Origin of the sequence: Phytopseudomonas straminea, from assembly GCF_900112645.1 — a bacterium.
Lineage (GTDB): Bacteria > Pseudomonadota > Gammaproteobacteria > Pseudomonadales > Pseudomonadaceae > Aquipseudomonas > Aquipseudomonas straminea.
Window position 1 is genome coordinate 532,819 of the sequence record NZ_FOMO01000001.1, and the last position, 20,442, is coordinate 553,260.

The following is a 20,442-nucleotide window of genomic DNA, read 5'->3' on the forward strand; positions in this document are numbered from 1 at the left end:
TCAGGGCTCCTGTACACGGGGCGTCAACGAAGGCGTGAGGGCATTGGGCAGGCGAATCTCCACAGCCACCGGCAGGTGGTCGGAGATCGGCTGGGCCAAGACCTGGAAGCGCTCGAGCTCAAGGCCTGGGCTGAGCAGAATATGGTCGAGGCAGCGCTGCGGGCGCCAGCTCGGAAAGGTCGCCTCGACCTGGGGTGCGAGCAGGCCGAGATCGCGCAGCGGCGAATGCTCAAGCAGGTCGATGGCGTGGGTGTTCATGTCGCCCATGAGGATCTGGTGGCGATAGCCGCCGATCAGCTCACGGATATAGGCCAACTGCCGGGTGCGGGTACGCGCGCCCAGCGCCAGGTGCATCATGACCACGGCGATGGCATCGTCGCCCTCGCCGATACGCAGCAGGATCGCCCCGCGACCGGCCGGGCCGGGCAGCGGGTGATCTTCCAGCAGGGTCGGTCGCAAACGACTGAGCAGACCATTACTGTGCTGGGCGAAACGCCCCAGGTTGCGGTTGAGCTGCTGATACCAGTAGGGAAACTCGCCCATGCGCGCCAGGTGTTCAACCTGGTTGATGAAGCCGGAGCGCACGCTGCCACCGTCGGCTTCCTGCAGGGCGACGATGTCGTAATCGCCAAGCAGCTCGCCGATGCGCTGCAGGTTACCGGCACGGCCTTGGTGCGGCAGCAGGTGCTGCCAGCCGCGGGTCAGGTAATGATGGTAGCGCTCGGTGCTGATGCCGACCTGGATGTTGAAGCTGAGCAACCGCAAGCGTCCGTCCTGCGGCCACTCGCTGTCAGGCGTGCAGTCGGGGTTGACCTGTGGATCACACAGGCCAGCCTGACGAGGCATCGAGCGGCGACGCAGCATGGCAGGCGCTCCGGAGGTCGATTACTTGGCGGCGCGCTCTTTGGCGATCAGGAAGTCGGCGACCTGCAGGGTCTGCTCCGGGCCGCCCGAGCTGGAGATATCGAAACGATACTTGCCGTTGACGATCATCACCGGCACGCCATTGATCTGGTAGGCCATGGCCAGTTTCTTGGCCTTCTCCATCTGGCTCTTCACGCCAAAGGAGTTGAAGGCCTTGAGGAAGGCGTCACGATCGATACCCTGGGTGACCAGGAAATCAGCCATTTCTTCCGGAGTAGCCAGTTTGCGGCCTTCCTTATGGATGGCGCGGAACACGGCGTCGTGAACCTGGTGCTCGACCTTCATGCTTTCCAGGGTGATGAACAGCTGACCGTGAACGTTCCACAGGCCGCCGAACAGGGCAGGAATGCGCACGAAGTTGACGTCGGACGGCAGCTTCTCGATCCAGGGATTGAGAGTCGGCTCGAACTGGTAGCAGTGCGGGCAGCCGTACCAGAACAGCTCGACGACTTCGATCTTGCCGGGTTTGGAGATTGGGACCGGGTTGCTCAGCTCGACGTACTGTTTGCCAGCCTCAATATCGGCGGCGTGGGCGGTAACACCGAACAGGCTGGCAGTGGCCAGAAGCGCGGAGAGGATCAGATTACGCATGCATGACTCCTAACGATGAAGGTGCTGCGGACAGCTCTGGTTCGACTGGTCGCCACCCGGCAGGTTCCTGACATTGTAGCGGGCTCGCCAACGAAAAAGGGTGGCCTTCGCCACCCTTTTTTCACCGTCTGGCAAATGCCATCGACGCCTCAGTGCAGGCCCTGAATGTAACTCGACAGCGCCTCGATATCCTTGTTGCTGAGCTTGGCGGCAATATCGCGCATGATCATCGCGTCGCCATCATTGCTGCGCTCGCCCTCGCGGAAGGCGCTCAGTTGCTTGGCGACGTAACCGGCGTGTTGGCCGCCCAGGTGTGGATAACCCGCCGTGGCGATACCGGCGCCGTCGGGCGCGTGGCACCCGGTACAGGCCGGCATGCCTTCGGCCAGCTTGCCGCCGCGAAACAGCGCCTGGCCGCGCTCGACTTGGGCCGGATCGGCCGCCCCCACGCTGATCTTCTGACTGGCGAAGTAGGCGGCGACGTCGGCCATGTCCTGCTCGCTCAGCGGCTCGAGCATGCCGGTCATTTCCACCACTGGCCGGGCGCCGGATTTGATGTCCTGCATCTGCTTGAGCAGGTAGCGCTCACCCTGGCCGGCCAGTTTGGGGAAATTGGCCAGCGCGCTGTTGCCATCGACGCCATGACAGGCCCCGCAAACCACCGCCTTGGCTTGCCCTGCGGCCGGGTCACCCGCCGCCTGGGCAGCCCCGACCAGGCCCAGCGCCAGCAGCAGACTCACTATTGTCTTGTTCATCAGCTCATCCAAACGGCTAAGAGAAGTGTTGTGAACCGGGGCGTTCCGCCCGCCATGTCATGCATGGCAGTGCGAAAATACTCAAGCCGCGCGTTTCTGCACGAACCTTGGGGCGGTATGGGCGGATGCAAACGCGACGATTAGCACGTTCCTCCAGCCCGGCACCCTAACAGCCTGGTTATCCACTCGGCACCCGCCATGATTGCCCAGCAAGGCAGGCGCGATAATGACCGGCATCAATCCCCGGTGCAGATTACCGTTCAATTCGCCCGCCCAACTGACAACAAAATAGAAATGCCAGGCATAAAAAAACCGCGCCAGGCGCGGTTTCTTCGATGGGACGTGGATCAGGCCTTGCAGCTGGCCGGTGCCCAGTCGCCCATGTCCGGGTTGTTGCACACGTCGCTGACCAGCGTACGGCCACGGCTGGCCACCTGCTGGCTTTCCTTCTGCTTGGCCTGGGCCTTCTGCAGCGATTGCTCAGTGGTGATCACTTCCTTGGTGACCTTGGCAGTTGGCTTCGGCTGCTTGGCAGTGGCCACCTTGGTCACTTCCTTGCGCTCGACACCCACAGTCTGCAGGTCTTTCTCGTAAGCCTGGGTGTAGGTGTTGACGTTCTCGCCGGTGCGGCCGTCGACCTTGGCCAGCAGCGCGTTGGTCTCGCTCAGGCCGCTGACGATCTCGGCCAGGCGCTTGCGGCCATCGGCGTCGCTGATCTTGTTGGCTTTGCGATCAGCGCGCAGCTGGGTGAACGCCTGCTGATAGCAGCTCTGCGCAGCGCTGGCGTAGCGGATGTTGCGGTCGATGTTCTGGTTGTTGGTGTCGATGTCGGTAGCGTAGGAGGCCAGGCGTGCATTGTCGTCGCTGATCTGCTGCTGACGCTGGTTGTAGTACGCCAGGGCGCCACCGGCCAGGGCGCCACCGGCAGCACCGATGGCGGCATTGCGGCCACGCTTCTCGTCATCGACCAGGGCACCACCGATGGCGCCCATCAGGCCGCCGGTAACGGCGCCGATGGCCACGCTGCGGCTCATCGCTTCGTCGGAGCTGCGCAGCTGGGTGACCGGCTCGTAGCACTGCGGGAAGTATTCGGCCTTGGTGGTCGAGGCGACCTGAGAACTTGGCGAACCGGCGCAGCCGACAAGCAACACGCTGGTGCAGGTGACGGCAGAAAGCAGCGCAGTGCGTATCGAGGAAAAAGCGGGAGCCTTGTTGAAAGTTTGCATCGTCGTCGATCTCGTACTTGAGTGAGCGTTTATTCCATTCAGGCGGGGCCGGGTGACACCACCTGCGTTGTCACGGCTAACGCCGTTGATTTGCACAATCGGCACCGGCCGCTCGCCAGTGCCTTTATCCGTAACGGCTGGCAACCCGATCAGGGTGCCAGCAATTGCTTGAGAATCACATCCGCATCCGCCTTGCGGTTCTTGCGGTATTCGCCCACGTGGCGCACGAACAAGGTGGCACGGGTGACCAGGCTCTTGCCCAGTACCGGTTTGCGCGCCAGCTCTTCCTTGGTGCGCTGGAACTGCGCCTGGATCACCGCATCGCTGTAGCGCGTGCCGTTGGCCAGGTTGTCGATGTAAATCGCCAGAGCACCGTCCAGAGCGCTCTGCCCATTGGCCATGGCCGCTTCGAACAGTTTCGCCGAGGCTTCGTCCTTGGCGCTGCGAGCCTCGTCACGGCTCTTGCGAAGATTGGTCAGGCGAATGTTGTAGTTGTTGATCGTTTCGGCCACCAGGGCTGCCGACTGAATCAGGTTGCCGGCGGCATCCTCACGCTGCTTGGCGATCAGCGAGACGCTGCGCTTGAGCTCCTCGTTGACGATCCCCAGGCGATCGCGCAGCTGCGGATCGTCGCTGTTGGCGATCAGCCCATCGAGCAGTTTGGTGGCGTCCTGGTCTTCGTCGATCTCATCGGTAAGCGTGCTGACTCGTCCTTCGTCCTTCCATTGCGCAAACAGTTCCTTGTATCGCGAACGCGGCGCAGAAAGCGCACCGATGGCCACCCGAAAACCGGTGGTCTCGTTGCGCTGCTCGGTGCCGTCGGCCGCGAACAGCGGGTACTCGCGACGCATGCCGGTGAACAGGGTCATCTCACCTTCCAGGTAATTGCCGCCCTTGACCACGAAACCGCCATAAGTGCCCTGACGGCGCCCGGCGTGCACCAGCTGAAAGGATTCCTGGACCATTTCCGCGGCGTTGCCGATGACGTCGAACAGGCCGACCGGATTGGGCTTCTTCAGGCCGATGGGCAGCAGACGCGCGTTCTGCCCGGTGCCGCCAGCGACCTGATTGAATACCGCCCAGTCGCCCAGGGGGCCATCGCTGTCGCTGCCCTCCACCGGGCGCGGGAACAACCGCGCTTCCAGCTGCTGGCGGCTTACCGCGTGACCACCGCGGGCGGCGTATTCCCATTCCACTTCGGTGGGCAGGCGCACGAAGGCCTGACCGCCGTCTTCGCCTTTGCCAGTGCGCCCGCTGATCGGCAGCAGGTCGCGATGGTGTTTCAACAGCCAGGCGCTGTAGACCGCGGCGAAGCGTTCGGCGTCGAAGCGCGACAGGTTGACCTTGGGCAACCGCGCGGCCATCCCGGACGCCGCCTCGCAGGCCGGCGGCTCGCCCTCGCCAGCCAGGGACGGCGCCTGGGCCATCACCAGGTCGTACTGGCGCTGGGTTACTTCGTATTTGCCGATGAAGTACAGCATTGGTTTGAGCGGCGTCACGCCGTCGGCCTTGGGCAGCTCGCCGCGCACTTTGGCCTGCCAGTCCTTGGACAGATCGCTGAGGGTGAACTGGCCGTTGATGTAGTCGCGCCGGTAACCGGAAATGAAGGATTGCTGATAGCCGGGCTCACCCTCGCTGAACGGGTAACCGAGGGTCACTTCGTGATCGTCCAGCGCGCCTTTGGCCAGCACGTAGACGTAACGGAACACCATCTGCCCGTCGCAAGGCAGCGGCAGGCTGACGTCACCGGCCATCGGCTTGGGGTTGTAGAGCGGATCGGCATCGGGCTCGGCCCAGGCAGCGCCGGCCAGGCACGAGAGAACCAGGGTGGCGCTGAGCACCTTATACATGACGCAATCCTTCCGAGGCTTCCAGGTGAGCCGCCCGCCAGCCACCGGCAGCGGCGGCGAGCACGCAGCACAGCAGAGTAGCCATCGCTGCGAGCAGATAATGGGAGAGCAACAGTCGGCAAGCATATTCGCCCGGCGCCGACTGGAACAACAGGTTCAGCCCGCTGGCGGCCAAGCCGTATAGCAGCGCCGAGAGCGCCAGGGCGGCGATGCCGGTATACAGCGCCTGCAGCACCACGAACGCGACCAGCGCCACGGCCGGGAAACCCAGCAGCCGCAGCACCGCCAACTCATGCCGTTTGCGCGCCACCGCGCCAAGGGTGCCGGCGGCCAACGCGGCGAAGGCGCCGGTCAGGGACAGGCAGGCCACCGACCAGAACACCCACGCCAGATTACGGCTCAACGCCCGCACCTGAGCGACCGCCTCAGCCTGGGTAGCTACCGCCTGGTGCGACTGCTGGAAGTACTGGCGCAGGCTTTCCACGCCATCCAGATCCCGGGCATACAGGCGGAAACTCGGGTAGATGCGCTCGCGCTGCGCGTCCGGCTGCTCGCCCGGCCAGCCAAATGCCGGCACCGCCAGGCCGTCACGATAATCCTCGGCGGCCTCCAGCAGGCTCAGGGAGGCAAACAGCGCATCCCGGGAAAAGGCCGTCACCGGCAGCACGGCCTGCACCCGCAGGCTGACCTGGGCCACTTGCGGCTGACCGGCCACGCTTCGTCCGAAATTGGCCGGCAGGTCATCACCTGCTGCCACGCCGAGCTTTTCCGCTGCGCTCTGGCTGAGCAGCACGGCATGTTCATCTGCAGGCGCCGGCCGGCCATCGAGCAGCGGATCGCCGTTCGCAGTTGGCAGCATTTCCACGGTGAGTATCTGCGCCGGGCCTTGCAGGTCGGCAGTCGCGGCGATCTGACGGGTACGCGGAATCACGAAACCGACATCCTTGCGCAAAGCCAGTGCCTCAATGCTCTGCAAATTGAAGCGGGCGCCGCCCAGAGGGATGACTTCGCGCACCGCCGGGTCCCGTTCCAGGCGCTCGGTAAGGGTGGTGACCAGGCCGAACTTGAGGCCGAACAGCACCAGCAGCGGCGCAATGACCGCGACCAGAGCGAGGATCGCGCACCAGGATAGCCGCGCGTCGCAACGATAGTCCTGCCAGGCCAGACGGGCGAACAGCGCCAGGCGCATCAGCCGCACTCCGCCAGCCGCGCGACCACCAGCCCGTCGCCCTGGGGCTCGACCTGCAGTTGCATCGGCGTCAGGCCGTAGCGTGCGGCCAGCGCCTGATCGTGAGTGGAAATCACCAGGCACAGGTCTCGGGCAGCGGCCTGCTCGACCAGCAACTGCATGACCCGCTCGGCGTTCAGTGGATCGAGCGATGCGGTCGGCTCGTCGGCGAGCACGATGGCCGGCTGGTGGGCCAATGCACGGGCGATGCTCACGCGCTGGCGTTGGCCGACCGACAGGCGCCCCGGCTGGCGTTCGAGCAAATCGGCGATGCCCAATTGCTCGGCCAGTTGCTCGACGGCGTCGCCCAGCGGCAGGCCGAGCAGCTCGCGGGGCAGCTGGATATTGCCGCGCACGCTGAGAAAGCCCAGCAACCCGCCGGTCTGCAGCACATAGCCAAAGGCCCGGGCGCGCAGTGCGGCCAACTGGTCATGCTGGCCCTGGCGCCACAGTTCGGCGAGATCGAGCGACTGCGTGCCATCGTTCCAGCACTGGGCGCCGCCCGGGTCAGGCGAAAGCACCAGGGCCAGCAGGTCGAGCAACGTGCTCTTGCCACTGCCACTGGTGCCGATCAAGGCGATGCGTCGTCCGGCGCGCAACTGCAGCGCCGGGATTTCCAGGCGATAGCGCTGCCCGTCGGCACCGCGGGTCTTGCTGATCGCCTCGAGGCTGAGCATCAGGGCAGCGTCGACAAGGGCACGCGGTACAGCGCGTCGCCAGGTGCGGCATCGCCGAAGCGAACCCAGTTGGCCGTGTCGTTGTGGAAGGTTTCGTAGAGGCGGATCTTGGAGTCCAGCTCGTCGATGAAATCTTCCTGCTCGGCGACGCTGAGCGACAGCCACAGGTCCTGGCTCATGTTCAGCACCTTGCTGCGGTATGGCAGGCCGTCCAGGTATTCGCCGAGCACGCCGCTCTGCGCCAGGTTGCCGCCCTTGACCAGCGCCGAGGGGTCGCGGCTCATGTGCGCGCTGGCGCTGGCGATTTCCTGGAAGAAGTCCTTGGGCGAACTCTGCGTGCGCCGCGCCGCGTCGACCACCATGCGTAGCGACTGCTGCAGGTCGTTGAGCTGCAGCTTGGTGAGCAGCACGCAAACCTGGAAGGCCGGCAGGGCCGGTTCGGTAATGTCGCGGTCGCTGGTCCAGGCAGTGACCACCTGCGGCGCGCGGGCCTGGCTCTGGTGGCCGAGGAAATCCATGTGCATGGCGTAACCGACCGCCGCCGATTTGTCGGCGATGCTCGCGCCGCCCTTGGGCTCGGGCAGGCTGCTGTCGGTTCGCACCTGATGCACCAGGTCGGCGAAGCTCGTGCCGATCTGCGCGACGCTCTGCCCGAAGGCGTTGACGTCACCGCCAGCCACCGGCACGTACAGGTCGCCGATGCGCGGGTTGGGGTCGGCGGTCAGGCTGCGGTACTGCTGCTCGGCGAAGCCATGGTTGCGCTTGCCGGCAGGAGTTTTCAGGTGCAGGGCGTAGATCTTGATCTGCTTGCGCAGGGCGGCTTCGCGCACTTCGGCCTCGTTCATCTGGGTCAGGCCCAGCGGGTCGCTCTTGCGCAGCGCGCCGGCATCGCTGACCAGCAGAATCAGACGGCCGCCGTAGCCATTCCAGTCCATGCCGTCGACCGCCTGCATGACGCCGGCGAAGGCGTCTTCGTTGAAGTCGTGGCTGGACACGTCGGTGGCCTTGATCTGCTGCGCCAGTTGCAGGAAGCGCTCGGGGTCGCGGCCCTGCTCCAGGCTGACCAGGGTCTTGGCGGTGTACTCCAGGCCCGGCGTCTTGCTGGTGTTGCTGCGGAAGCCGACCATGCCGAAGCTGACGCTGTCCAGGTCGCCGCGCTTGGCGATCTGCCCCTGCAGTTCGTGCACCACGTCGCGCACGCGGTCGATGTAGGGCTGCATCGACACCGAGGTGTCGACCACCAGCACGATGGCCGTCCTGAAGCCTTCCGGCATCGCCGCTGGCGTGCTGTCGGCCCCAACTGGCGGGGCACTGCCCGGGTCGATGGAGGCGACGTTGAGCAGTTGCAGCGGCTGGCCATTGGCGTCGAAGGTTTCCTCGGAGTCGAAGATCGGCAACAGGTAGAACTGATCCTGCGGCACGGCGCTGCCGCCCGGCTCGACCGCCACCACGTTGTGGCCGGTGCCCTTGAGCGCCTCGCGCAGCGCTTCTCGAGCCCGCGCCGGCTCGGCCAGCAGTTGCTCCAGGGCCGAGGCATCGCGCACGAACATCACCGGCGAACGGCCGGAGCGTTCGGTGAACTTGAGCACCAGGCTCTGCTTCCAGTCGCTGACCGCATTGGCCGGCAGCCAACCTTCACGACGGCCATCGGTGGACGCGCCGATCTGCAGCCAGGGCTGGCCGTCGATGTCCTGGCGGGCGTAGACGTAGAACACCGAGAACGCCGGCATGTCCTTGCCACCGCTGCCGCCAGCCGCATCGGCGAGCTTGGCGCCCGGCTTGGTCAGCACGCGCTGGAACAGGGTCTTCTTGCCGGGCATCAGCAGCGGGCGATCACCGCCGTCGCTGTCGGCCAGCGCCGAGATCGGCCCGGCCTCGCCGCTGGGCTGGGCCTGGGCCTGCGACTGGCTCTGGGCCGGCTGGCCGGCCACCGGCGGCGCCGCGGGCCCCGCTGCATCCGAGCCGAACAGCCAGTAGCCGCAACCGGCCAGCAAAAGCACGCCCGCCAGGGAGGCGCCGAGGATCAGCGGCTTCCTGCTGGCGCCGGCATTGCCCTGGCGTACCGAAGAGGCCAGCGGCGACGGCTGCGGGCGCGGCGCTGCGGTGGGCTCGGCGGCAGGTGCGTGGGTGGGGATGTCCACCGTCACCGGCGCCAACGGCGGTGGGCTGGTGTCGCTGGCTTTTTCGGCCCCTGGCAGCACCAGCGGCTGGAACAGCGTGGCATCGTCGGCGGGCGACTCCAGGCGATCCAGAGCGGCGATCAGCTCGGCGGCGTCGGCGAAACGCGCGCTGGGATCCTTGGCCAGCAGACGCTCGAGAATCGGCTGGTAGCGGCCATGCACCATGGGCAGCGCCGGCAACGGCTCGGTCAGGTGCGCCAGCGCCGTGGACAGCGAATCGCTGCCGGTATAGGGCAGTTTGCCGGTGAGAATTTCATAGAACACCACGCCCAGGGCATAGAGATCGGCGCGGCCGTCGATATCCAGGCCTCGGGCCTGCTCCGGGCTCATGTAGCTCGGCGTGCCGACGGCGAAGCCGGCCTGGGTGAACTGGGTGCGATCGTCCAGCGCCTTGGCGATGCCGAAGTCGCTGAGCACCGCGGTGCCGTCGGCGCGGAACAGGATGTTGGCCGGTTTGACGTCGCGGTGCACCATGCCCTGGGCGTGGGCATAGCCCAGGGCCGAGGCGATCTGGCGGATCCACACCAGCCCCTGGTCGATGCTCAGCCCCGCGGCGATACGCTCCTTGAGCGTGCCGTTGGGCAGGTATTCCATGGCCATGTAATAGAGGCTGCCGACATTGCCGATGTCGTGGATGGTCACGGTATTGGGATGCGACAGCCGCGCCAGGGTCCTGCCCTCGCGCAGGAAGCGTTCGCAGAAGGTGGGGTCGGCGGCCAGCGAGGCGGCCATCACCTTGAGCGCCACCTTGCGGTCAAGGGAGCGCTGGGTCGCCAGGTAGACCACGGCCATCGCGCCATCGCCCAGCTCGCGTTCGATGTCGTAACCCGGTATTTGCATATCCATGCTGTCTGGTCTTCCGAGGCCACCCCGGGAGCCCCGGGTGCGGCGGATGTCTGGATGGTGAGTGGAGCAGGCGCCGTGGCGGCCTAGGCGGCCTTGATCACCACGGCGGTAATATTATCCGGCGCGCCCCGGGTCAAGCCAAGGTGCACCAGGCTGCGCACCACCTGGTAGGGGTCTTCGTGGCCCAGCACTTCACGCAGTTCATGATCCTCGACCGTCTTGTTCAGGCCGTCGCTGCACAGCAGGAAGGTGTCGCCGGGGCGCACCTCCAGCTTGGCCGTTTCCAGCTCCAGCTCGTCCTGCACGCCGAGGGCACGGGTGACGATGTTGCCCATGGGGTGGCTGCGCGCGGCTTCGTCGTCGAGCAGGCCGCTGTCGACCAGTTCCTGCACGTAGCTGTGGTCGCGGCTGATCGGCTGCAGGTCGCCATTGCGCAGCCGGTACAGGCGGCTGTCGCCGGCCCACAGGCAGAGCGCTTCGGCACCCCGGGCGGCGAGCACCACCACGGTGCTGCCCATGGTCGCGCCACCCCGTTTCTCGGCCTCGACACGCACCTGCCCGTTGACGTGATCGAGGGTGTCGATGATCGCCCCGCGGTAGGTGTCGAGTACCGCACTGGGCGGCAGGGCGCGCAGGCTATCGATGATCAGGCTGCTGACGAAGTCGCCGCTGGCATGCCCGCCCATGCCGTCGGCGACGGCCCACAGGCCGTTGTCCGGGGCATCCAGGCAGGCGTCCTCGTTGATCTTGCGCACCATGCCGACATGGCTATGGCTGGCCGAGTGGTAGCGCGTCACGCTCGACGGGCTCATGGCTGACCTCCCGCAGACTCGCTGAGCAGGCGGCAGAACGCCTGGGCCGGCGGCAACCCGGTGAAGCGCACCAGCCCCGGCGTCACGCGCTCGGAGCCATGGCCCCACCACAGGCTGGCGCCGTTCCAGGCCTGCTGCATCAGGGCCAGGCCGCGATCCTGGGGGGTATCCACCGGCCAGATCGTCGCGCCGCTGGCATCCCGGCGCTGTTCGCTGCTGGTTGCCGGCAGCGGGCTGCCGAGGGCTTCGACGCTGCGCTCGAACGCCTCGGCATCGGCGCCCTCGTTGAGGGTCGACAGCAACAGGCCTTCGGCGCGCTCGAACCAGTCGTCACGGCTGCTGACCAGTTGGCCGATATCGGCATCGGCCGGCAGCGGCAGGGCGATGGTCAGCGGAAAATAGCGACCGACCCGATCGACGCTGGGCATCATCACCCCGCATACCGCGTCCGGGCCGAGCAAGCCGGGCGCCACGGCGAAGCGCCACAACGGACTGACCAGGTAGGCGTCCAGCCAGGCTTCGCCGAGGGTCTCCCGGCTGGCTGCCAGCCCCGCTGCCAGCCAGGCATCCCAGGCCTCGATGAACGCCGGGCTCAGGCCGCGATGAATGAAATCTCCCCGTACGGCCAACTTGCCGTAGAAACCTGGTGTACTCACAAACGCTCCGGCAGGCTGAAACCGCTGACCACCTGGCGGCGGAATGGATTGAACGCGCTGCTGGCGCGCAGCTCGCTGGAAATGCTGGCGTTGTCCACCCGCATGCGCAGGGTGAAGCGATCCGGCGAATTACCCTGGGCCAGGTCCGACTGGTCGAGCAGGCGGAACCACGCCCACGGCCCTTCCAGGGTAATGCCCGAGCGACCGGTGACCGAGGCCGGCGAGATGTTCAGGCGCACCACGCCAGTGCCGTTGGCGCTCGGCCACTGCATGGCCACCGGGCGTGCCGGGCCATGGTCGTAGCTAAACTGCTGGCCGTCGAGGTCGAGCTGGAACTGCTCGATGGCAGAATCCATGGCCACCGGGCGCAGTTCGAAACGCACCATCGGCTGGGTACCCCCGGAGCGGAAGAACGCTTCGCGGATGCTCGCGGCGCGCTGGAAGGTCTGCAGCACGCCACTGCCGATGCCGAGCTTCTGCGCGGCGCCGGGCTGCCAGCGCCAGGTGCTGGCCGAGGTATCGACATAAGGTTGCAGGTAGCGACGGAAATAGCTGTCGAGCACCCCGCCCTGACCGAAGAAGTGACCGAAGTCGTCCAGGGTCGCGTCACGGCTGCTGCTGCGATCCAGCGGATAACGCCCAGCCAGAGACTGGCGGTAGACGCTGACCACTTCGCTCATCCAGGCAGCATTCAGCTGGTTGCGGATACCACCCATCATGGTGCCGGTGGTGGAGCCCACGACCGACTTCAGGAAGCCCTGCACCACCGGCGGCTGACGCTCGGCGCTCAGGCGTACCTGGTCGGCGGCCGCGGTGGTCTGGTTGCGCGACTCGCCCAGCAGCGCATCGCCACTGGCACCACTCATGGCGCTGACCTGCACGTACAGCGCGTTGAGGTCCTGCAGCAGCGCATCGATGGCCGGCGGCTGGCCGTCAGCGTCCTCGACCAGGCGGTTGAGCTCGGCGAAGTGCGCGGTGATCGGATCCATCTCGGTGGCCAGTACCTGGGCCGCGCCCTCTTCCGACTGCCCGACCAGCGAGCCGAGCTGCTGCTTGAGGCGGTCGACGGTATCGCCGCCGCGCTCCTTGAGCTTCTCGGCGACCAGGCGCTCCTCCTTCTGCAGGTCGGTTTCCTTGGCCACTGCCTGCAGCAGCTTCTTGAGCGGCGAAGTCGGGCCGGACAGCACGCGCAGCACGTCGGCGGCCTGAGCGACGCTGGTCACCGGCACGAAGTCGAGGTCGGCGAGCAGCGCATCCCACTGGCGCATGTAGTCCTGCACATAGAGGCGGCGCACTTCCAGGGCCAGGGCGGCGGCGTTCTGGCCATCGTCCAGGCTGCGGCCGAGCACCCACTGCTCCTCGGCCAGCGTACCGGCCTGGCTGACGCTGCCGACCAGGAAGGCTTCGCGGTAACCGCGCTGGGTGTAGAAGCCGCTGAGCGGCTCGTTCAGCGGCTTGCCGCTCTTGCGGGTGAAGACCAGCGCGGCGTCACGCCCGGCCGCTTCGCTGATGCGAAAGTCGGGGATGCCGTCGGGCAGTTTCTGGCGCTTGACCCGATCGTAGGCGCGCTGGGCGACGGACAGGCGCTGCAGTTGACGGCGCACGTCCTCGATCAGGTGCTCGTCGAGGCGCACCACCGGCGGCTGGCGGTCATACAGCGCCGCCAGGTGCGCGTTGAGCGCGTCACGCTGCTCGGGCAGCAGGTCGCGCGGCAGGCTGCGGTCCCAATCCAGGGCGATCCAGGCCTTGATGAAATCGGCATCGTAGCGCTCGGCTTCACCGAGCATCAGGTAGGCCTTGAGCCCCTCGTAGAGGAAGTCCGAATTGCCGCCGGCACGCAGTTGCTCTTCCAGACGCGCCAGCACCCGCGGCGCCATGACCGCAATGAGCAGCTTGCGGTAGACACTGGAGGCCTCGCTGTCGAGCATGTCGCCCTGGTACAGGCCGAAGCCCTCGGCCCAACTCGGCGCATCGCCACTGACGTTGCGGATGGCATTGAGCAGCGGCTGCACCGCCAGCACCTCGCGCTGCGCCGGGCTGAGCGCCTGCAGCTCGCCCCGCAGCGGCTGCACGCGGGCATCCACTGCGGCGATGTAGGCCTGGTTGGCGCGGAAGCTGGCGAACCAGACGGCGGCGGTGCCGAGCACCAGCACCACGGTCGCGGCGATCACCCCGCGGGCCAGCCAGCGCTTCTGCCGCTCGACCTTGGGGTTGGCGCCGACCAGGCCACGCTCGCCGAACACCACGTCACGCAGCAGGCGTTCGATGAAATAGCTGCGCCCGGTGCCAGTCTGGCGCGCCAGGTGCTGACGATCCAGGCTCATGCTCTGGGCCATGGCGCCGATCAGCCGGTCGATGGGGCTGCCTTCCTGGGTGCCGCTGGTCAGGTACACACCGCGCAGCAGCACCCGCTCCTCGTATGGGTTGGGTTTGAACACACCATCGAGGAAACCGGCCAGCGCTTCGCGCAGCGCCGCGAACTGCTGCGGGAAGCCGTAGATCAGGTCGCGCCGCGCCGGATCGCGCTCCTGCTGCAAGCGCTCGACCAGCCGCTCGTTGAGGCGCGCCTCCAGCGCGTCGAACTCGCTGCGCAACACCTGCAGCGGGCCTTCGGCACTCTTGCCGTCGTCCAGGGTAAAGGTCATGCCCCAGACCTGGGCGCGCTCTTCCTTGCTCAGGCCCTCGAAGAACTCCATGAAGCCGGGCACCAGGTCCAGCTTGGTGAGCATCACATAGACCGGGAAACGTACGCCGAGCTGGGTATACAGCTCTTGGACCCGGGAACGGATGGCCACCGCGTGGGCCGCGCGCTCGCTTTCGCTGCCGAGGAGCAGGTCGGACAGGCTGATGGCCACGAAGGCGCCATCGATAGGGCGGCGCGAACGCTGCTTCTTCAGCAGGTCGAGAAAGCCCAGCCAGGCGGCTTTGTCGACCGCGGCGTGGCTGTCCTGGGTGGTATAGCGCCCGGCGGTGTCGAGCAAGACGGCCTCGTCGGCGAACCACCAATCGCAATTGCGGGTTCCGCCCACGCCGCGCACGGCACCGGCGCCCATCTGCTCGGCAAGCGGGAAACGCAGCCCGGAGTTGGCCAGGGCGGTGGTCTTGCCGGAACCGGGCGGGCCGATGATCACGTACCACGGCAGTTCGTAGAGATTGCGCCGCTCGCCCCCGCCCAGCTTGGCGCGTTTGAGCAGGCCCAGGGCCTCGTCCATGCGCTCGCGCAGGGTGGCCAGCTCCTCGGCGGTGGCCACGCTGGTGGGGTCCGGCGCCACTTCGACGAGCCCCTGCATGACCTTGGCGGCATTGCGCCGTGCCTGGATAATGCGCATCACCCGCCAGGCTGCCCAGGCAGCGAACAGCAGGATGATCAGCGTCCAGCGCGCGGTGCTGCTCGCCAGTGGCTCGAAACCGCTAATGGCGATCAGCGGGCCGATGAACCAAATCACCAGTGCCAGCGCGATCAGACCCAACACCGGCATGACCCAACGGGCCATGAAACCGAAAAACGCCTTCACTCGACGCCCTCCGCAAAAACTGTGATTTCCACGCGGCGGTTACGCGCACGGCCTTCTGCCGTGTCGTTGGATGCCACCGCCTCGGTATCGCTGCGCCCCTCGGCACGGAAGCGTGCGGGCTGGCCGGTCTTGGCTGCCAGCACATCCATCACCTGCTGGGCGCGGTCCTGGGAGAGCTTCCAGTTGGACGGGTAACGCAGCGTGGCGATGGGCCGGTTGTCGCTGTGGCCGGTGACCAGCACCTGGCCGTTGACCTTGCGGATCGCCTCGGCGATGCGCAGCAGCAGCGGCTGGAAGTCATCGGCGATGGTCGCACTGCCGGAGGCGAACAGCTGGTCGCCGCGGATGGTCACCACCGAGCGATCGACGGCATCTTCCACCGCCACCTTTTGCGCGCGAATCTCCTCGGCCAGGAAACCGGCCAGGCGTGGCCGCTCGACGATACGCGGCTGTTGCGCCGGGCGGTCGATGGTCTGCACCGGCACGTCGCCCAGGGCATGCAGGTTGCGGAACACCGGCTCGGCCTCGGCGGCCAGTTTCATGCGCAGGCCGAACAGCAGCACCAGCAGGATTGCCAGGCCGATGGCCACGGCCACCCAGGGCGGCAGGAACTGGCGCAGACGATCACGGGCGACCACCAGGCCGCGCCAGTGCGGCGACAGCTCGCGCTCGATCTCGCCACGGATGCTGCGGATGGTCGCCGCCACTCGCTCGCGCAAGGCGTCGAGCTGGCTGCGGCCGTCCTGCATGACCCGATAGCGACCTTCCATGCCAAGGCTGATGCACAGGTACAGGAGCTCCAGCAGGTTGAGGCGTTGACGGGGGTTCTGCAGGCAGTGGTCGAGCAGCTGGAACACCTTCTCGCCGCCCCACGCCTCGTTGTGCAGGGTGATCAACAGGCTCTGCTTGCTCCACTCGCTGCTGCTGCCCCAGGGCGTGCTCATCACTGCTTCGTCCAACGCGGTGCACAGCACGTAGCGCGCCAGCATCACTTCGTCCTGGGCCACGCCGGCGGCGCGGGCCTTGTCCTCGAACTGGCGCAGGTAGCCGAGCAGCTGGGCGCGCAGGCTGGCCGGCGCGGGATGGGAAATGGTGCTGCGCAGGCGCGTCAGCAGCGCCAGCATGGGGCCGGCCGCCGCTTCGATAGGGTTCAGGCCCAGGCCACGGGCGGCCAGCGGCGGCGCGCTGGGCATCTGTGGCGGTGGCGAACCGGCGGGAGCCGGGCGCGCCGGCTCAGCCGCGCGGCCACCAGGGCGTGGCATGATCATGGTGCGGTCGTTAGCCGGGTCGCTGCCCTTGCCGGGCTGGCCGGGCAAGGCGCCAAATGGATCGTCGATGGTCATCGCGCGTCAGCCTCGGATGGCCCAGAAGGCCAGATTCAGGCCCGGGAACTGGCCTGCGATATGGAAAGCGAAACCGCCGGAGTGGATCAGCTGTTTCCAGTGATCGCTGCCCCGGTCCAGTTCGAAGTAGTTGGAACCCGCGTGGTACGGCAGTTGGCGCGGCGCCACCGGCAGCGGCAGCAGGCCGATACCCGGCAGCTGCAGGTTGACCAGATCGCGGATGTGCTCCACCGAGCCAATCTTCGCCTGCTGCGGGAAATGCCCGCGCAGGCTTTCGCCCGGCACATCGGCGCGCACCACGAGGATGAAGCTGGCCGAATCGAGCAGCGATTTGTCGGCGAGCATCGCCACGTGCACGCCGTAGGATTTCTCGATGATCGGAATCGGGATCGCGCGGCTGTCGATGACCATCGACAGTGCCTGACGCAGCGCCAGCATCACCGGAGCGAAGGTGGTGGTCAGGTCGTCGTGTTCGTATACCGGGTACTCACCCGGCCGGCGCTCGGCGGCGGTGAAGGTCGAGAACTCACCGGCCAGCGCCACCAGTTCGCGGTACAGCACTTCCGGGTGCAGCGGGGCGATGCGCGCCAGGTGGGCAACCAGCGGCTGGGCGCGGTTGACCAGTTGCAGCAGCAGGAAATCGGCAATTTCCGAGGCACCGCCTGCACCGGAGGCGACCACCCGCCCGGCCAGGGCTTCACCGCGCTGGTGCAGCAGGCCGAGCAGTTCGTTGCGAAAGCCGGACAGCGGCCGCGAGGCGCTGACGTCGAGCAGCGGCGGGATGTAGCTGTCGTCGAGCAGCAGGCTGCGATCCTCGCGCTTCTCCACCACGCGCACCACGCCGACGGCGGCATGCTCGTCGAGGCCGTCACGCTCGGTGATCAGGCGAAGCGCCAGGGAACCAATGGCCACCGGCGCGCGGCTTTCCAGCGAGGAATTGTCGTCACGCACTTCGTGCACGCTGCTCAGGTAGCGCGCCGAGCCAAGCGGCTCGCCAGCCTCCACGGTGTCGCGCAGGCCGGCACGGCGCAGCGGCAGGGCCAGGTAGACAATGCCGTCGCGCAGGTTCTCATCGGTGTTCAAGGGCGCTGGCGCAGCGTCGTTCTCGGGAATGTTGAACGGCGTGCCGTCCGGCAGCAGGCCGCGCGCAGAGAGGATCGCCAGCTTGCCCTGGGCAAGCAGGGCGCTGTCGATCAGCAATTGGGAAAAGCCCCAGGCGCCGGGCTGCACGGCATGATTGCGGCTTTCGACCAGGGTTTCGATGTAGCGATCCTGCTGCTGGAAGTGCTGCGGCCGCAGGAACATCCCCTCCGACCAAACCACACGATTGTTCCAGGACATGAACGGGTCTCCAGTCACTCAAGAGGGGTCAGCGGCGCAGCGCTGATGGCATAGGCGTCCAGCTGCAGGCGCAGGGCGCTTGCCTGATGGGCAGGAATTTCGATGACCTGGCGCCAGATCGAACGGTCGAGGGCGCGGTAGGCCACCACCACGCCGAGGTGGCGGGTGGCATCGTCGAGGGTCAGTGACTTGCGCTGGGTTTCGCCAGGGCGCACCACGAAACGCTCGGTCTCGATCAGCTCGCTCGCCAGGGTGGCGTCGGCACGGTCGACCAGCGAGAAGAAGTCGGCACGGGAAAAGGTCGAGGCATTGCGCAGCTGGTAGATCTGCACCCAGACCGGCGAGGCCGCGCTGTCGAGCGCCGGGTTGAGGTCGCGGCTGGCCTGTAGCTGCAGCTCGACGGTGGTGGGCGCTGGCTCCTTCGGCCCCGACGCGCAGGCGCCGAGCAGCAGAAAGACCAGCAGTGTCAGAATCCTTGGCATAACGCTTCCTCGATGGTTACCGCTGGCCCGCCACGACGCGGCAGGCCACAGGGCCTCAACGGCCTCGCAATCTCGCAATATGTTCTTCGTAGGCACGGCTGAATTCACGGCCGAACAGCTCCTGGAAACCGTCCTCGGCCTCCTGGGAGATGGTCGCGTACAGCTCGGTGAACAACTCCCAGTAATGCGCCCGCCGGCCATTGGGCAGCAGTGCCGAGAGCCCGCTCGGCTTGTTCAGACGCCCTTCCAGCTCACGCGGTTCAAAGCGCGCGAGCAAATATTTGATGGCTGCCTGCACGCCCGCCATCAGCGCCAGCTGGTGGGCGCGCAGGTCGTCGAAGCTCTCGCCCACCGCCTGGTCCGGCGCCATGAACGCCTGGTTGTCGTGGCGCAGCAACATGAGCAGCGCTTCGTCGACGTTGGGCGCAAATTTCAGCGGGTTGTTCTGCACCGGCTGGATCATGGTCTGCGCCATGCGGAACTCGCCCTTGAGGCTGGCACGGGCGCGCAACACGTCGATCAACCCCTCGACCATCAGCCGATAGCTGCGGCCGATGGCCTCCATCTGCGCCGCGGCCGCCGCGCGGTCCAGACGCAGGTGCTGCAGGCCGGCGCCGCGCAGAAAGGCTTCCATCAGCTCGCCATCGTCGACGGCAGTCGCAGGTGCAAGTGCAGGTGCAGGTGCAGGTGCAGGTGCAGGTGCAGGTGCAGGTGCAGGTGCAGGTGCAGGTGCAGGTGCAGGTGCAGGTGCAGGTGCAGGCTGGGGTTTCGCCACCGGCTCGGCAACCGGCGGCGGTTGAACCGGCTCAACCGGCGGTTGCTCCACGGTGAACGCCGGGATTTCCACGGCCGGCATCGGCGCCAGGTCGGCAAACGGATCCGGGATCGGCGGCGCCTCGGCTTGCGGCGGTTCGGCGAAAGGGTCCGGAATCTGCAACGCGTCCACCCTGGGCGGCGCGGCAAATGGATCGGCAATCGGCTGGGGCTTCGCCGCGGCCTGCAAGTCGGCGAACGGGTCCCAGTCTGCCGGGATCACCGAGGACGGCGCTGCTTCAGGCACCACGGCAGGCGCCGGCTGCGTCGGGCGCGGCGGTCGGAAGTCATGCTGCTGGGCCGGCACGTGATCGGACACCGACGGCGCCACGGCCGGCGGCGGGCTGAGAAAATCGAACAGATCCGGCTTGGTATCGAATGGCGAATCGCGGCGCGGCGCCGGGGCGGTCGGCGCAGGATTGACCGGTGGCATCTCCAGTGGCTGGGCAGTGCGGCCGAGCAGCGCCTCAAAGCTGTTGAACGGATCGTCAGCCATGCCGGATGCCGGTGGCGCAGCAGGCGCGACGCTGATCCCACTGATCTGCACGCGGATCTCGTACTCGCCGATCTTCAGCACTTCGCCGTCTTCCAGCGGCTCGCTGCTGCCGCGGCGCAGGCGCGTGCCAGCGTTCTGCAGAATCACGCCGTTGGTGCTGGTATCGGTGATGTAGTAGGTACCGTCGCGGTACTGGATCACGCAGTGCTGGCTGGAGACCAGGCGTTCGGGATCGGGCAGCACCCAGTCGTTGCCGGCTCTGCGCCCGATCTTCAGCTCACCGCGATCGAGCTCGACCTCCGCCCGTTGCCCGGGGGTCAGCTTGTGGTACGTGGTGATGAACAAGCGCAACGGCATTGCGACTCCTTGCAGTGCGGCCGGAAAAACAGAAACGCCATTGACGAGGACAATCGTCAATAGCCAAAGCGCTCTATTTTTTTCCCTTAATCAAGACGGTTCAATGGTCGGACGGGAATAAATTCGAGGCGGTTGTGAGTCACCGCACAGAAGACCGAAATACTGTGCATCACTACAGTTTCTACCGCCTTGCCCTCGCTTGACAATGCTCAAAGGCCGCTCAGAGAATGGCGCCGATCTGCACCGAACCCCGCCTGAATAGTGGCATTTCGCCGCTTTTCGTCATGAGCACGGGCCGCCAGGCTGTTAGGCGGCGAGCGCTCATTCGACCCCTGGGCCTGACATGGAGA

The 20,442-nt window shown here is 66.6% G+C and carries 15 protein-coding genes; all 15 read right to left on the minus strand.

What is annotated here, in order from left to right:
* The 15 genes from BM279_RS02415 to tagH all read right to left on the minus strand — a co-directional run bounded on the left by BM279_RS02415 (position 1) and on the right by tagH (position 20,092).
* Positions 1-864 carry an endonuclease/exonuclease/phosphatase family protein gene (locus BM279_RS02415; RefSeq protein ID WP_167363082.1) on the minus strand — a complete coding sequence of 288 codons (864 nt, stop codon included), beginning with the start codon at positions 862-864 and terminating at the stop codon, positions 1-3.
* Between the two features lie 21 nt (positions 865-885).
* Positions 886-1,515: a thiol:disulfide interchange protein DsbA/DsbL gene (locus tag BM279_RS02420; RefSeq protein WP_093500596.1), complete on the minus strand. Its 630-nt coding sequence runs from the start codon at positions 1,513-1,515 to the stop codon at positions 886-888.
* A 149-nt stretch (positions 1,516-1,664) separates the two neighbouring features.
* The gene (locus tag BM279_RS02425) at positions 1,665-2,270 is read right to left on the minus strand and encodes a c-type cytochrome (RefSeq protein ID WP_093500598.1); all 606 of its coding nucleotides are present in this window, start codon (positions 2,268-2,270) and stop codon (positions 1,665-1,667) included.
* Positions 2,271-2,617: 347 nt separating this feature from the next.
* Positions 2,618-3,496, minus strand: coding sequence for a type VI secretion system-associated lipoprotein TagQ (tagQ, locus tag BM279_RS02430; RefSeq protein WP_093500600.1), 879 nt, complete (start codon positions 3,494-3,496; stop codon positions 2,618-2,620).
* Between the two features lie 149 nt (positions 3,497-3,645).
* On the minus strand, positions 3,646-5,346 hold the full coding sequence (locus BM279_RS02435; protein WP_093500602.1) for a formylglycine-generating enzyme family protein: 1,701 nt from the start codon (positions 5,344-5,346) through the stop codon (positions 3,646-3,648).
* The gene (locus tag BM279_RS02440) at positions 5,339-6,535 is read right to left on the minus strand and encodes an FtsX-like permease family protein (protein WP_093500604.1); all 1,197 of its coding nucleotides are present in this window, start codon (positions 6,533-6,535) and stop codon (positions 5,339-5,341) included. Before BM279_RS02440 ends, BM279_RS02435 begins: the two co-directional genes overlap by 8 nt.
* A complete protein-coding gene (locus BM279_RS02445) occupies positions 6,535-7,251 on the minus strand; it encodes an ABC transporter ATP-binding protein (RefSeq protein WP_093500606.1) in 717 nt (238 codons plus the stop codon). Before BM279_RS02445 ends, BM279_RS02440 begins: the two co-directional genes overlap by 1 nt.
* Positions 7,251-10,277 (minus strand): serine/threonine-protein kinase, encoded by a 3,027-nt coding sequence (locus BM279_RS02450; protein ID WP_093500608.1) that lies wholly within the window; start codon positions 10,275-10,277, stop codon positions 7,251-7,253. The genes BM279_RS02445 and BM279_RS02450 overlap by 1 nt, the downstream gene beginning before the upstream one ends.
* Positions 10,278-10,360: 83 nt before the next feature.
* Entirely contained in the window at positions 10,361-11,089 is a 729-nt protein-coding gene (locus BM279_RS02455; protein ID WP_093500610.1) for a PP2C family protein-serine/threonine phosphatase, read from the minus strand.
* The gene (tagF, locus tag BM279_RS02460) at positions 11,086-11,745 is read right to left on the minus strand and encodes a type VI secretion system-associated protein TagF (RefSeq protein WP_075935572.1); all 660 of its coding nucleotides are present in this window, start codon (positions 11,743-11,745) and stop codon (positions 11,086-11,088) included. The genes BM279_RS02455 and tagF overlap by 4 nt, the downstream gene beginning before the upstream one ends.
* Positions 11,742-15,260 (minus strand): type VI secretion system membrane subunit TssM, encoded by a 3,519-nt coding sequence (gene tssM, locus BM279_RS02465; RefSeq protein ID WP_208604512.1) that lies wholly within the window; start codon positions 15,258-15,260, stop codon positions 11,742-11,744. The genes tagF and tssM overlap by 4 nt, the downstream gene beginning before the upstream one ends.
* Positions 15,257-16,603 carry a DotU family type VI secretion system protein gene (locus BM279_RS02470; RefSeq protein WP_093500613.1) on the minus strand — a complete coding sequence of 449 codons (1,347 nt, stop codon included), beginning with the start codon at positions 16,601-16,603 and terminating at the stop codon, positions 15,257-15,259. The genes tssM and BM279_RS02470 overlap by 4 nt, the downstream gene beginning before the upstream one ends.
* A gap of 6 nt (positions 16,604-16,609) precedes the next feature.
* Positions 16,610-17,944 carry a type VI secretion system baseplate subunit TssK gene (gene tssK, locus BM279_RS02475; protein WP_093500615.1) on the minus strand — a complete coding sequence of 445 codons (1,335 nt, stop codon included), beginning with the start codon at positions 17,942-17,944 and terminating at the stop codon, positions 16,610-16,612.
* Between the two features lie 14 nt (positions 17,945-17,958).
* Positions 17,959-18,426, minus strand: a complete 468-nt coding sequence (gene tssJ, locus BM279_RS02480; RefSeq protein ID WP_093500617.1) for a type VI secretion system lipoprotein TssJ — start codon at positions 18,424-18,426, stop codon at positions 17,959-17,961.
* 55 nt (positions 18,427-18,481) lie between these two features.
* Positions 18,482-20,092, minus strand: coding sequence for a type VI secretion system-associated FHA domain protein TagH (gene tagH / locus BM279_RS02485; protein WP_093500619.1), 1,611 nt, complete (start codon positions 20,090-20,092; stop codon positions 18,482-18,484).
* Positions 20,093-20,442 lie beyond the last annotated feature (350 nt).